The sequence below is a fragment of the Luteibacter sp. 1214 genome, assembly GCF_031455395.1.
GTDB lineage: Bacteria > Pseudomonadota > Gammaproteobacteria > Xanthomonadales > Rhodanobacteraceae > Luteibacter > Luteibacter mycovicinus.
Map to the genome: position 1 here is coordinate 51,849 of NZ_JAVDSQ010000005.1, position 13,620 is coordinate 65,468.

The following is a 13,620-nucleotide window of genomic DNA, read 5'->3' on the forward strand; positions in this document are numbered from 1 at the left end:
CGTTGATTCACCGGCTGGCACGATGATGGGCGATGGTTCCGCACCGATCAATGACGCCCGGGTTCACGCGTCGGCGCGCGTACGCCGCGCAACCACCGTTCCCAGCATCGCCAACACCACCGTAATCGCGAAGTTCGCCGCAAACGCCGCCACGTGCGAGACGTTGAGCATCGCCGCGAACAGCGTACCTCCGACCGCCAGCGTCGTCGCCACCATCAACGACTCGCACAGCTGCAACGCTGAACTGTTCTTTCCCTGCTCGTGCTCCGCGGACATCGACAACGCGAGTACGGAAACCGTCCCGTAAAGCATTCCCATGCCCAGCCCGGTAATAAGCCAGCCGGCAACGGCGGCAGGCACAGGCATCCATTCGAAGATACCGAGCGACGCGACGATGCTGCCGATCACCATCAGCGCAGTGCCGCGAGTGAGTAAAGTCTGCCGCGAAATCTTCGCGTAGTGGCCCTGGTACCACGATCCGGAAAACCAGCCGATCGCGCCGACACTGATCGCAAGCCCGGACCACATCGGTGACAGCCCATGCTGCTGCGAGAACACGAGCGGAAGAAATGCCTCGGCGCCGAAGAACGCCGAAGCGGCAATGCCACGCAAGGCGACGACCGCAGGCAACCCTCTCGCAGCCCACAAGGTGCCGGGTGGCAGCAACCGGCGCCCGCAGAAGAAGAGCAGTGCGAGTGACGGCAGCATCAGCGCTACAGCGAGCAGGCCGTGCTCCTGGCCCGACACGAACAGCAGGCACGCACCCAGGGACGCCCCGACCGCATTGAGCATGCGTCCCGAGGTATCCGACGGTGTGCCGGACGGCGCCGGCAGCGAGCGCAAGGCGCCGCGTAACCCGAGGGCGGCCGGTAACGCGAGCAGCGGCACGGCGAGGAACACCCAGCGCCAGCCGATGTGCTCGACGATCGCTCCGCTCACCGCCGGACCGATGAGCGCAGGCACGACCCAGCCCGCGGAGAACGAGGCGAACACCTTCGGCCGCATCGACTCCGGGTAAAGGCGGCCGACGATGACGTAGAGGGCAGGGGACAGGCAGCCGGCACCCAGGCCCTGGACGAGTCGTCCGACGAGGAGCATCGGCATGTTCTGAGCCGATCCGGCGATAAGCAGCCCAATCACGAAGCCGACCAGTCCCGTCCACATGGCGGGCGCCGGCCCACGCCGATCGCTCCAGCGGCCCGACAACGTCATGCCGATGACGCTGGTCGCCAGAACGCCCCGAAGGCGAGGGCATAGGCGCGCAGTCCGTCCAGTTCGCGGGCGACCGTCGGCATCGCGGTCGTGACGGCCAGCGCCTCGAAGGCGATAAGCGAAATCAGACAGACCATGCCGAGCGTGGCGGCGCGGTATCGCGGGCTGAGGATGCCGTCGACCTGGGGAAGGGTTTCGGCGGGAGGGAGATGGGGGTCGGAGGTTCCCACGTGCATGCTGGCTTCCTTGGGGGTGGGGAGTGTCGCACGCTTGCGCGGCGGTCCCGGAGAGGCGCAGGATGCGACCTCAACTAACGTTTAGGTCAAGTGGATGCGCGAGCTGAGTGTGGGGGAGGTGGCCAGGCGCGGCGGTGTCGCGGTGTCGGCCCTGCATTTCTATGAGCGGAAAGGGCTGATCCGGAGCCTGCGTACCTCGGGCAACCAGCGCCGGTTTTCCGCGGACGTCCTGCGCCGGATCGCGGTCATCCGGGTCGCCCAGCGGGTAGGCATCCCCCTGGAGGCCGTCCGTCAGGCCTTTGCGACACTCCCGGATGAGCGAACGCCGACGCGCGACGAGTGGGCGACGATGTCGGCGGCCTGGCGTGAGGAGCTGGAGGGGAGAATCTCGCAACTGCTTAATCTGAAAGACAAACTGGCGGACTGTATCGGCTGCGGCTGTCTTTCGCTGACGGCATGCGCTCTCGCCAATCCGGGCGACTCGCTCGCCTCCGAAGGCGGCGGCCCGAGGCGCTGGAGCCCCGGCTGATGCAGGTTGCGGCGGTGTAAGGGCAAAACGTAGAATGGGCAGTCATTTGCGGGGTTTTTCGCCGCCGGGGATCAAGGTCGCGGCGACGAGCCCGACATTCGCGGTGAATCCCATATCGTTTTAGTGGTTTCAGGAGAGGTCATGCAGGTTTCGGTTGAGAATGTCGGCAAGCTCGGGCGCAAGCTCACGGTGAAGTTCCCGGCGGAGCGCCTCGAGTCGCAGGTCAGCGAGCGCATCGCGGAGATGGGTCGCACGGTGCGTCTGAAGGGCTTCCGTCCGGGCAAGGTGCCCACCAACGTGATCAAGCAGCGCTTCGGCGCGCAGGTCCGTGGTGAGGCGCTGTCCGAGCTGATCGGCAGCACCCTGCGCCAGGCCGTCGAGCAGGAGAAGCTCCAGCCGATCGCCAATCCGTCGGTCGACACCACGGGCAACCCCGAGAACGGCGAGATCGCCTACACGGCCACGTTCGAAGTGATGCCGGAGTTCCCGGCCATCGACGTCTCGACGATCGAAATCGCCCGCCCCAAGGCGGAGGTCAAGGACGCCGACATCGACAAGATGATCGAAACCCTGCGCACCCAGCGTCGCAGCTTTGACGAAGTCTCGCGCGCCTCGAAAGACGGCGACTTCGTAATGTTCGAATACGCCGCCGAAGCCGGTGACTACCGCTTCCCGGCCGAAGGTCTCGAGCGTGCCGGCAGCGTGCTGGGCTCGGGCACCCTGTTCAAGGCGCTCGACGAAGCGCTGACCGGCCGTTCGGCTGACGAAGAGCTGGTCCAGGACGTCGCCTTCCCGGAAGACTTCCGCAACCCGGAACTCGCCGGCAAGACCGCGAAGGTCACCTTCAAGATCATCAAGGTGCAGGAAGCCAACCTGCCGGCCGTCGACGCCGACTTCGTCAAGCTGTTCGGCGTGGCCGACGGCGACCTGGAAACCTTCCGCAAGGAAGTTCGCGCCAACCTCGAGCGCGAGCTCAAGGCCACGCTCATGGCCCGTCTCAAGTCCGAAGTGGCCGAGAAGCTGGCAGGCGCCTATCCGGACCTCGACGTGCCGGAACTGATGTCCGACGCCGAAGCCCGCAGCCTCGCCGCCGGCAACCTGCCGCGTGGCCAGGAGCCGAGCCCGCAGATGGTCGCCGAGGCCACTCCGTTTGCCCGCAAGCGCGTCGCCGCCGCCCTGCTCATGGGCGAAATCGCACGCAAGAACGAGATCCGGATCGATCGCAAGCGCATGGCTGAAATGCTCACGGCGATTGCCTCGACCTATGAAGAACCGGAAAAGGTCATTGAACTGTATAACGGTGATCCCCAACTGATGTCGGGACTGCAGAACCGCGTGATGGAAGATCAGGTGGCCGAGTGGGTGGCTGACAACGCCAAGTCCACCGACCAGGAACTGAGCTTCGACGAGGTGATGCGACCGATCGGCGCGTAAGCACCGATCTTCTTGCAACAGCCGGGCCCCACACGTTAGGAGAGACCACATGTCCATGGCTCCGATCCAGAATCTCAACCTGGTGCCCATCGTTGTCGAGCAGACCTCGCGTGGCGAGCGTTCGTACGACATCTATTCGCGTCTCCTCAAGGAGCGCATCATCTTCGCGGTCGGCCCGGTCGACGACTACATGGCCAATGTCATCGTCGCCCAGTTGCTGTTCCTGGAGTCCGAAAACCCGGACAAGGACATCAACCTGTACATCAACAGCCCCGGTGGTTCCGTTACCGCGGGTATGGCGATCTACGACACGATGCAGTTCGTGAAGCCGGACGTCAGCACCATGTGCATCGGCCAGGCCGCCTCCATGGGCGCCCTGTTGCTGGCGGCGGGCGCGGCGGGCAAGCGTTACTCGCTGCCGCATTCGCGCATCATGATCCACCAGCCCTGGGCTGGCGGCATCTCGGGGCAGGCCACGGACATCGAGATTCACGCCCGTGAAATCCTGACCATGCGCGAGCGTCTCAACGCCATCCTTGCCCACCACAGTGGCAAGACGGTCGAAGAGATCGCGCGTGACACCGAGCGCGACCGCTTCATGAGCGGCGCCGAAGCCCAGGCCTATGGCCTGATCGACTCGGTGCCCGATAAGCGTACCGTCGACACCGTCCGTTCGGCTTGATTTGAACGTTTACGCTTGTGAAAACCGGCACTTCGCCCCTGATTCCAGGGGCGGAGTGCTGTGCTATTCTCAAAGCGCACCTGGATTCTCAGTAGGGCCCAAAGCATGAGCGACGAGCGGCAGAGCCGTTCCAACGACGGCGGAAAGATTCTTTATTGCTCCTTCTGCGGCAAGAGCCAGCATGAAGTGCGCAAGTTGATCGCCGGCCCCAGCGTGTTCATCTGCGACGAATGCGTTGAGCTGTGCAACGACATCATTCGCGAGGAACTGGAAGAAAAGGCGGCCTCCGGCCGGACCCAGCTTCCCAAGCCCCGCGAAATCATGGAAGCCCTCGACCAGTACGTGGTCGGCCAGACGCGCGCCAAGAAAGCGCTCTCCGTCGCGGTCTACAACCACTACAAGCGCATGGAATCGCGCCAGAAGAACGACGATGTCGAGCTGGGCAAGTCCAACATCCTCCTGATCGGTCCGACCGGTTCGGGCAAGACGCTGCTGGCGGAAACGCTGGCTCGCCTGCTCAACGTGCCGTTCACCATCGCGGATGCCACGACGCTGACCGAAGCCGGCTATGTCGGTGAAGATGTCGAAAACATCATCCAGAAGCTCCTGCAGAAGTGCGATTACGACGTCGAAAAGGCGCAGAGCGGCATCGTCTACATCGACGAAATCGACAAGATCTCGCGTAAGAGCGAGAACCCGTCGATCACCCGCGACGTGTCCGGCGAAGGCGTTCAGCAGGCTCTGCTCAAGCTCATCGAGGGCACGCTCGCCTCGGTGCCGCCGCAGGGTGGTCGCAAGCATCCGCAGCAGGAATTCCTGCAGGTCGACACGCGCAATATCCTGTTCATCTGCGGCGGCGCCTTCGCCGGGCTGGACAAGGTGATTCAGCAGCGTTCGGAGACCACGGGTATCGGCTTCAAGGCCGAAGTCCGCTCCAAGGAACGCACCGAGAACGTCGGCAAGACGCTGTCGGAAGTCGAGCCGGCGGATCTGGTCCGTTTCGGTCTGATTCCCGAATTCGTCGGTCGCCTCCCGGTCGTGGCAACGCTCGACGAACTCGATGAGGCTGCCCTGGTGCAGATTCTCACCGAGCCGAAGAACGCGGTCACCAAGCAGTTCCGCAAGCTGTTCGATATGGAAGGCGCCGAGCTCGAGTTCCGCCCGGAAGCCTTGTCCGCCATTGCTCGTCGCGCGCTCAAGCGCAAGACCGGCGCACGTGGACTGCGAACCATTCTCGAACAGGTGCTGCTCGACACGATGTTCGAACTGCCGTCGCTGGAGCACGTCAGCAAGGTGGTGGTCGACGACGCCGTGATCGATGGCCAGGCCGAGCCGTACCTTATCTACCGCGGGAACCTGCAGCAGCAGAGGATCGCGGGCGAGGGTGGCGACGCCGCCTGACGTAACGGGCGTTACGTACACCGACGGCCCCGGCGTCACTGACGCCGGGGCCGTTTTTCTTTCGGCGTGCCGCTCTTGATCGGTCCTTCGCGAACCACCACTTGACGTGTATGGCGGCTCCGGCGCAGTGTCGGGGCGAGCCCAAAAAACTCTGAGGGAAACCCTAAGCACATGGCGAAGAATCGCAACCAGACCACGAGCGGATCCGAGCTGGACCTATTGCCGGTCCTGCCATTGCGTGACGTTGTCGTCTACCCGCACATGGTCATCCCGCTCTTCGTGGGACGCGACAAATCGATGCGTGCGCTCGAGCGGGCAATGGAAGGCGAGCGGCAGATCCTGCTCGTCGCCCAGAAGAGCCCCGACATCGACGATCCCTCGATCGGCGACCTGCATCAGGTCGGTACGCTCGCGGGCGTCCTGCAGCTGCTGAAGCTCCCCGACGGCACCGTGAAGGTGCTGGTCGAAGGGCAGTCGCGCGTGCAGATCGACGCCTTCGAGGACGAGGCCGGGATGATGAGCGGCCGCGCCCGCGTCATCGAGCCGATCTACAGCAAGAACGAGCGCGAGCTCGACGTCGTGTCGCGCTCGCTGGTCTCGCTGTTCGAACAGCTGGTCAAACAGAGCCGCAAGCTGCCGCCGGAGATTCTGGCGACGCTCTCGGGCATCGACGATCCGTCGCGTCTGGCCGACTCCATCGCCGCGCATCTTTCCGTGCGTATGGCCGACAAGCAGCGTGTGCTCGAAACCTCCGATGTCGGTGAGCGTCTCGAGTTGCTCATCGGCCTCGTCGATGGCGAGATGGACTTGCAGCAGGTCGAAAAACGCATCCGCGGCCGCGTCAAGTCGCAGATGGAAAAGAGCCAGCGCGAGTACTACCTCAACGAACAGATGAAGGCCATCCAGAAGGAACTGGGTGAAGGCGACGAGGGCGTCAACGAAATCGAAGAGCTGCAGAAGAAGATCGACGCGGCGGGCATGCCCAAGGCCGTGCTCGCGAAAGCGCGCCAGGAATTCAACAAGCTCAAACAAATGTCGCCGATGTCGGCCGAGGCCACCGTGGTGCGCAACTACCTCGACTGGGTGGTGGGCGTGCCGTGGAAGAAGCGCAGCAAGGTGCTCAAGGATCTGGCGCTCGCGCAGGAAACGCTCGACGCCGATCACTTCGGTCTGGAGAAGGTCAAGGACCGCATCCTCGAGTATCTCGCGGTGCAGCAGCGCGTGAACACGATGAAGGGCCCGATTCTCTGTCTCGTCGGTCCGCCCGGCGTCGGCAAGACCTCGCTCGGCCAGTCCATCGCCAAGGCCACGAACCGCAAGTTCGTGCGCATGAGCTTGGGTGGCGTTCGTGATGAAGCCGAGATTCGCGGCCATCGTCGTACGTACATTGGTTCGATGCCGGGGCGCATCGTGCAGAACCTCAACAAGGTCGGCACGAAGAATCCGCTGTTCGTCCTCGACGAAATCGACAAGATGTCGATGGACTTCCGTGGCGATCCGTCGTCGGCGTTGCTCGAAGTGCTCGATCCCGAGCAGAACAGCGCGTTCAACGATCACTACCTCGAAGTCGATCTCGACCTTTCGGAAGTCATGTGGATCGCGACCGCGAACTCGCTGAATATTCCGGGTCCGCTGCTCGATCGTATGGAGGTGATCCGTATTCCCGGTTACACCGAAGACGAGAAGCTCAACATCGCGCAGAAGTACCTGCTGCCGAAGCAGCTGAAGGCGAACGGCCTGAAGTCCGAGGAGCTGGGTATCGATGAAAGCGCATTGCGCGGCATCGTGCGTTACTACACGCGCGAGTCGGGCGTGCGTAATCTCGAGCGAGAGATCTCCAAGATCTGCCGCAAGGTGGTGAAGGAAATCGCGCTGGGTACGGTCCCGGCCAAGGCGAAGGCCAAGGTGCAGAAGGCGGCCAGCAAGGCGGCGAAGGGTAAGGCGCTCGCGCCGGATCTGGTCCGCGTCGATGCCGAAAACCTCGACCATTACCTCGGTGTGCGTCGCTTCGACTTCGGTCGCGCCGAACAGCAGAACGAAGTCGGCCTGGTCACGGGTCTGGCCTGGACCCAGGTCGGCGGCGACCTGCTCAGCATCGAAGCATCCGTCGTGCCGGGCAAGGGCCGTCTGGTCCATACCGGTCAGCTCGGTGACGTGATGAAGGAATCGATCCAGGCCGCGCTCAGCGTCGTGCGCGCACGCGTCGCGGGTCTCGGCATCGAACCCGACTTCCACGAGAAGCTCGATATCCACATCCACGTTCCCGAAGGCGCGACGCCCAAGGACGGTCCGAGTGCGGGTATCGCCATGGCCACGTCGCTCGTATCGGCGCTGACCAAGGTGCCGGTGCGCTCGGAAGTGGCGATGACCGGTGAGATCACGCTGCGCGGTCGCGTGCTGCCCATCGGTGGACTCAAGGAGAAGCTGCTTGCGGCGCATCGCGGCGGTATCACCACGGTGATCATTCCGGACGAGAACAAGAAAGATCTTGTCGACCTGCCGGAAAACATCACGAGCTCGCTGGACATCCACGCCGTCAAGTGGATCGACGAAGTGCTCGATCTCGCACTCGAGCGTCCGATCGGGCCCAGCAAGAAGGGCGCGGGCGAGGCCGGTGTCGACGTGGCGCCCGCGCCGGGTCGCAAGGGTAAGGGCAAGGGTTCGCCGTCGCTTACTCACTGATCGCCTGAGTGTTTCATCGCATACGAAAAGGGGGCGCGGGTCACCGTGCTCCCTTTTCTTTTTCGTCGTCCTGTCACGATCGCTTCGCGATAATCTTTTTTATGCATACCCGCTGAAAGCGTTGGTATTGCTCGTATTGCGGTAGGGGTAGGGCACTGGTATAAAGTCCGCTCCGCCATCGCCCGCGCCGCAAGGGCGCCCTGGATCGCGGGGTTGCTGAGTCATGCCACATGGTGAGATTCGTAACCTGACGTCTTCTCGCCAAGGATCGCCGTCCGGCGATTCGAATTACCTTTGAAGGGAGTTACGTAATGAATAAAACCGACCTGATCGCCGCCATTGCTGAAAAGGCTGAACTGTCGAAGGCCGACGCCGGCAAGGCGCTCGAAGGCCTGATCGAAGCGGTAAAGGACACCCTCAAGAAGGGTGAAGACGTTGCCCTCGTCGGCTTCGGCACCTTCAAGCTGCGCAGCCGCGCCGCCCGCACGGGCCGCAACCCGCGCACGAACGAAGAGATCAAGATCCCGGCGTCGAAGGTCCCGGCCTTCACCGCTGGCAAGGCGCTCAAGGATCACGTAAACTAAGCAGTCTTCCCCGTAAGGGGGTGCTTAGCTCAGCGGTAGAGCGTCGCCTTTACACGGCGCTGGTCGGGGGTTCGATCCCCTCAGCACCCACCAACGGGAAGTGGAGTGGTAGTTCAGTCGGTTAGAATGCTGGCCTGTCACGCCGGAGGTCGCGGGTTCGAGTCCCGTCCACTCCGCCATTGTCCGCAAAGGCGCCCGCGTGGCGCCTTTGCTTTATCTATCCGCCGGTGAGGACTTTTCCGGCGTAAACCTTGCGAGTCGCATCATGCTGCAAGCCCTCCGTAACAAGATCCATGGCTGGCCCGCCGCCATCGTCCTCGGTGTCTGCGTCTTCGCCGTCGCGTTCTTCGGTATCGAGTCGTACTTCGTCTCGCGCGTCGATACGTACGTCGCGAAGGTCGGTGACCACGAGATCTCGCAGCAGGAGTGGCAGGACCGCCTCAATGGTCTTCGCCAGCAGGCCGCACAGGATCCGAACTCGCCGTTCACCGCAGCGGATCTCGAGAAGCCCGAGCTCAAGCAGAAGGTGCTCGACGGCATGATCAGTCAGGCGCTGCTGCAGCAGGCCAACACCGATCTCGGTCTGACGGTCTCCGACGCCGCCGTGCGCACCACCATCGCCACCGATCCCGGCTTTCAGGTCAACGGGCAGTTCAGTCCCGAAGCCTATCGCGCGATCCTCTCCATGCAGGGCATGAGCCCCGCCATGTACGAGACCAAGGTCCGTACGTCGCTCGCCACGCAGATGATCCCGGAAGCGATTTCGGCAACCACGATCGTCAGCGAAGCCGACGTCGACAACTTCTTCCGTCTGCACGGCCAGCAGCGCGATCTGCGCTACGCCGTGCTGCCGCGTCCGTCCCTGACCGACGCCACCGTCGCGGATGCGGACATCGACGCGTTCTACAAGTCGCACATCGCCGACTACACCACGCCCGAGCAGGTCTCGGTGCAGTACATCGAAGTGAAGCAGGCCGACCTCAAGATCGGCGAGCCGACCGACGAGCAGCTTCACGAGCAGTACGACAAGAACAAGCAGCGTTACGCGCAGCCGGAGCAGCGAGAAGCGTCGCACATTCTCATCGACGTTCCGAAGAACGCCACGCCCGAGCAGCAGAAGGCCGCGCTCGAGAAAGCGAAGAAGATCGCCGCCGAAGCCACCCCGGAAAACTTCGCCAGGCTTGCCGCCGAGAACTCGGACGATCTGGGTTCGAAGCGCACCGGCGGCGATCTGGGCTGGCTGGAAAAGGGCGTCGCCAACGCGGCGTTCGATACCGCCCTGTTCGGCCTGAAGAAGGGCGAGATCACCAAAGAGCCGATTCTCTCGCCGGAAGAGGGCTATCACATCATCTGGGTGCGCGATGCGCGCGAGGGTGATGCCAAGCCGTTCGCCGAGGTTCGCGGGCAGCTGGCCGGCGACTGGGCCAAGAGCGAAGGCGAGCGCCTCTACAACGAGCGCGCCGGTAAGCTGGCCGATCTGGCTGAGCGCAACCCGGGTTCGCTCGAGCCTGCCGCGAAGGAACTCGGCGTCGAGATCAAGACGACCCCGATGTTCGGTCGCCAGGGTGGTGAAGGCGTCGCCGCGGACCCGAAGTTCGTCACGGCCGCCTTCGGCGACGACGTGGTGAACCAGGGCAACAACTCCTCGCTGGTACAGGTGCAGCAGGGCGATGCGGTCGTCATGCATCTGGACAAGCATGCGGCAGCGGCGCCCAGGGCGCTGGCCGACGTGACCGATGCGGTGCGTCAGCGCATCCTCGACGAGCGCGTCGATGCCGCCGCGAAGAAGCAGGCCGATGACCTCGCCGCGCAGCTGAGCAAGGGTGGCGATGTCGCCAGCCTCGTGAAGGCACCGGTGCAGACCCTGACCGGGCTGGAGCGCAGCAAGCTCGCGACGATCAAGGACGCGCCGCCGGCCGTCCTGCAGCAGGCGTTCTCGCTGCCGCATCCGGTCGATGGCAAGAGCGCCTGGAGCAGCGTGGCGACCGGTAACGGCACCTACGCGCTCGTGGCGGTCGACAAGGTCACCGATGGCGATCCGTCCAAGGTCGAGAAGGCACAGCGCGTCGCGCTGCGCGGTCAGATGATGGACGCGATGGCTCAGGCCGCCACGATCGAATACATCGACGCCCTGAAGGCGAAGGGCGAGATCAAGGTCGCCACCGACCGGATGTAACGCTTACGGCTATCCCAAGGAAGGCCTCTCTCCGGAGAGGCCTTTTTTTTGTTTCTCGCCGACCGGGCTGGCTGCCATCCATGCGGAAGCGCATGGTGGGCCGCCCGATTTACAATGGGCGCCTTATCGCGTCAAAGGGACAACCCGTGATCATTCAACCCAAGGTTCGTGGCTTCATCTGCACTACCGCCCACCCGGTCGGCTGTGCGAAGAATGTGGAAGAGCAAATCGCCATCACCAGGGCCAGCGGCGCGTTCGCCGACGGCCCGAAGCGCGTGCTGGTCATCGGTGCTTCCACCGGTTATGGCCTGGCCTCGCGGATCACCGCGGCCTTTGGTCATGGCGCCGCCACGCTGGGTGTGTTTTTCGAGAAGCCGTCGAGTGACACCAAGACCGGCACCGCCGGCTGGTACAACTCGGCCGCGTTCGACAAGCTCGCCGCCGATGCAGGCCTTTACAGCCGCTCGGTCAACGGTGACGCCTTCGCTGACGAAACCCGCGCGAAGGTCATCGAGCTGATCCGGGCCGAGATGGGCGGCACCGTCGACCTCGTCGTCTATTCGCTCGCGTCGCCCGTGCGCAAGCTGCCGAAGACCGGTGAAGTGGTGCGCTCCGCGTTGAAGACCATCGGCGAGACGTTCACCGCCTCGTCCGTGGATACCAATAAGGACGCCGTGATCCAGGCATCCGTCGAGCCCGCCACCGAGCAGGAGATCAAGGACACGGTCACCGTCATGGGTGGCGAGGACTGGGCGCTCTGGATCGATGCACTGAGCGAAGCCGGCGTTCTCGCGGACAACGCCACCACGGTGGCATACAGCTATGTGGGCACCGAGATCACCTGGCCGATCTACTGGCACGGCACGCTGGGTCAGGCCAAGCAGCATCTCGATCGCACGGCGAAGGAACTCGGTACGCGCTATGCGTCGAAGGGGCTGCGTTCGTACGTCGGTGTGATGAAGTCGGTGGTGACGCAGGCGAGCTCGGCGATTCCGGTGATTCCGCTCTACGTGTCGATGGTCTTCAAGATCATGAAGGCGAAGGGCATTCACGAGGGCACGATCGAACAGATCAACCGGCTGTTCCACGACCGTCTGTATCGCGCGGATGGCCAGGCGGCGGAGACGGATGCCGAGGGTCGTCTGCGTCTGGACGACTGGGAACTGCGCGATGACGTGCAGACCGAGTGCAAGGCGCTCTGGCCGAACGTCACGACCGAGAATCTGCGTGAGGTGACCGACTATGCCGGTTACAAGCACGACTTCATCAAGCTGTTCGGCTTCGAGGTGAAGGGTGTCGATTACGACGCCGAGACCCATCCGGACGTGCAGTGGGATGTCGTGCAGCTTTGAGGTCTGGCCGGGACCTCGGGCTTGTCCGAGGTCCGCTCTCCGTCCGGTTTATTTGGAAGCCGTAAGCCGCAACACCTGGCCCGGCTTCACGGCCTGCGTCTGCAGCCCGTTCCACTTCATCAGCTGGTCGACGCTGACCTGATGACGGCGTGCGATCGTCCAGAGCGACTCCCCGTTATCCACCTTGTGGATCACGACATCGTTCTTTACGGGCGCATCGGACGTAGCCTTCGTCTTCGTGTTCTTCGAAGCCTTCGCCGTAGCCGCTTTCGACACCTTCGCCGCCTTGCCCTTGCGTGAGCTTTTCGCCGGCGCATCCGCCGCAGCCACGTCCGCGTCATCCGCTGTCGGGTCCGGCACATCGGCCACCGGATCCACCGGGCCTAGCTTGTACTGATCCGCCGCCGATTTCGGCAGCAGCAGCGACGACGACACCGTAGCCTTCGTCGTGCGGAACGCCGGATTGAAGTCGCGCAGATCGCCCATCGACAGACCCGACTGCTTCGCCGCCTGCGCGAGGGATTGCGGGTTCGATACATGGACGACCTGCAAGCTGTCCTGGTTGTCCTGCCTGGGCAACTGCACGTTGAAGCGCGCCGGGTCACGCACGATGCACGCGATCGCCATCAGCTTGACCAGATGCTCGCGCGTGTTCGCCTTCATCGGGACGTCGGGGATACCGTCGTCATCGCTCGGGCCGCCGTGCTTGTCGATGGTCCTCTTCAGACCGAACTCGCCGGCGTTGTAAGCGACATCCACGAGACGCCAGTCGCCCAGGTCGTCGTAGTAGCGGCGCATCATCGACATCACCGACTCGGTGGACTTGGTGATGTCCAGTCGCTCGTCGTAATTCTTGTCCACGCGCAGGCCCAGCGTATGCGCCGTCTGCGGCATGATCTGCCACATGCCAGCCGGGCGGTTCTTCGCGCCGGGCACGTGGCGATACTGGCTCTCGACCCAGGGCAGCAGCGCGAACTCGCCGGCCACGCTGTGCTGCATCGCCGACTTGTGCGCGTATACGATCAGCGGCAGCACTTCGTTGACCTGCTGCTCGAAGCGGTTGGGCATTTTCGTATACGTGCGAGCCCAGGCCATCACCTGCGGATCCGCTTCACAGCCGGGCATGGCGAAGCTGTCGCGCATGCTGCCCCAGAAGTCGGCGGGCGGGGCGGGGCGCATCAGCTTCGGCGACATCGTCACGTCGTTCACCGGCGCCGTCTGCGGTGCCGCCGCCAGTGGCGTGGTCGGCACACGCGGCGTCATGGTCGATGCGCATGCCGTGAGGAACAAGGGCATGAGCGAAGGTAGCAGGCGCCGGCGTAGGGAATTCAT

Annotated in this window: 9 protein-coding genes, 2 tRNA genes and 1 pseudogene; 10 read left to right on the forward strand and 2 right to left on the reverse strand. The window is 63.7% G+C overall.

What is annotated here, in order from left to right:
- Nucleotides 1-63: 63 nt before the first annotated feature.
- Nucleotides 64-1,349: pseudogene (locus J2X57_RS12845) on the reverse strand (MFS transporter).
- Between the two features lie 193 nt (nt 1,350-1,542).
- Here J2X57_RS12845 and soxR point away from each other — a divergent pair.
- The 10 genes from soxR (at nt 1,543) to fabV (ending at nt 12,288) form a co-directional block, all read left to right on the forward strand.
- Complete coding sequence (gene soxR, locus J2X57_RS12850) at nt 1,543-1,977, forward strand: redox-sensitive transcriptional activator SoxR (RefSeq protein ID WP_036112049.1); 435 nt, start codon at nt 1,543-1,545, stop codon at nt 1,975-1,977.
- A 141-nt stretch (nt 1,978-2,118) separates the two neighbouring features.
- Complete coding sequence (gene tig, locus J2X57_RS12855; protein ID WP_036112052.1) at nt 2,119-3,411, forward strand: trigger factor; 1,293 nt, start codon at nt 2,119-2,121, stop codon at nt 3,409-3,411.
- 49 nt (nt 3,412-3,460) lie between these two features.
- Complete coding sequence (gene clpP, locus J2X57_RS12860) at nt 3,461-4,093, forward strand: ATP-dependent Clp endopeptidase proteolytic subunit ClpP (RefSeq protein ID WP_036112054.1); 633 nt, start codon at nt 3,461-3,463, stop codon at nt 4,091-4,093.
- 105 nt (nt 4,094-4,198) lie between these two features.
- A complete protein-coding gene (gene clpX / locus J2X57_RS12865; RefSeq protein ID WP_036112057.1) occupies nt 4,199-5,494 on the forward strand; it encodes an ATP-dependent Clp protease ATP-binding subunit ClpX in 1,296 nt (431 codons plus the stop codon).
- Nucleotides 5,495-5,665: 171 nt separating this feature from the next.
- Entirely contained in the window at nt 5,666-8,176 is a 2,511-nt protein-coding gene (gene lon, locus J2X57_RS12870) for an endopeptidase La (protein WP_309867644.1), read from the forward strand.
- Nucleotides 8,177-8,487: 311 nt separating this feature from the next.
- A complete protein-coding gene (locus tag J2X57_RS12875) occupies nt 8,488-8,760 on the forward strand; it encodes an HU family DNA-binding protein (protein ID WP_036112061.1) in 273 nt (90 codons plus the stop codon).
- 18 nt (nt 8,761-8,778) lie between these two features.
- A tRNA-Val gene (locus tag J2X57_RS12880) sits at nt 8,779-8,853 on the forward strand.
- Nucleotides 8,854-8,862: 9 nt separating this feature from the next.
- Nucleotides 8,863-8,939: transfer RNA gene (locus J2X57_RS12885), tRNA-Asp, on the forward strand.
- Nucleotides 8,940-9,025: 86 nt separating this feature from the next.
- Nucleotides 9,026-10,936: a SurA N-terminal domain-containing protein gene (locus J2X57_RS12890; protein ID WP_036117333.1), complete on the forward strand. Its 1,911-nt coding sequence runs from the start codon at nt 9,026-9,028 to the stop codon at nt 10,934-10,936.
- 146 nt (nt 10,937-11,082) lie between these two features.
- Complete coding sequence (gene fabV, locus J2X57_RS12895) at nt 11,083-12,288, forward strand: enoyl-ACP reductase FabV (protein ID WP_036112063.1); 1,206 nt, start codon at nt 11,083-11,085, stop codon at nt 12,286-12,288.
- Nucleotides 12,289-12,336: 48 nt separating this feature from the next.
- Here the strand turns inward: fabV and J2X57_RS12900 are convergent, their stop codons facing one another.
- The gene (locus J2X57_RS12900) at nt 12,337-13,620 is read right to left on the reverse strand and encodes a transglycosylase SLT domain-containing protein (RefSeq protein WP_309867655.1); all 1,284 of its coding nucleotides are present in this window, start codon (nt 13,618-13,620) and stop codon (nt 12,337-12,339) included.